This is a genomic window from Shewanella sp. S1-58-MNA-CIBAN-0166, assembly GCF_040310085.1.
In the GTDB taxonomy this organism is placed as follows: Bacteria; Pseudomonadota; Gammaproteobacteria; order Enterobacterales; family Shewanellaceae; genus Shewanella.
In genome coordinates this window covers 1-246 of sequence record NZ_JBEOPN010000183.1, presented here as the reverse complement: position 1 = coordinate 246, position 246 = coordinate 1, and the positions used below count along the sequence as shown (strand labels likewise).

Annotated in this window: 1 pseudogene; it reads left to right on the top strand. The window is 45.5% G+C overall.

The features are described from left to right. Positions 1-40: 40 nt before the first annotated feature. A pseudogene (locus tag AAEY99_RS21610) lies at positions 41-246 on the top strand (DNA phosphorothioation system sulfurtransferase DndC); the annotation flags it as partial.

The window sequence follows — 246 nt, the reverse complement described above, 5'->3', positions numbered from 1 at the left end:
AGCAAGACGTGATGGATTACCAATAACCACGCATAAAGTAGTGCCGAAACCAGATCAAAGTTTTTGGGCATGCTTGTTAGGCAAAGGTTACCCTGCCCCGACTCAAAGCTTCCGTTGGTGTACTGAGCGGATGAAAATCGATCCTGTCAGTAACTTCATTAAAGACAAAGTATCGACTCATGATGAAGTCATCGTAATTCTAGGGTCGCGCAGCCAAGAAAGTGCTTCTCGTGCACAGGTTATTGC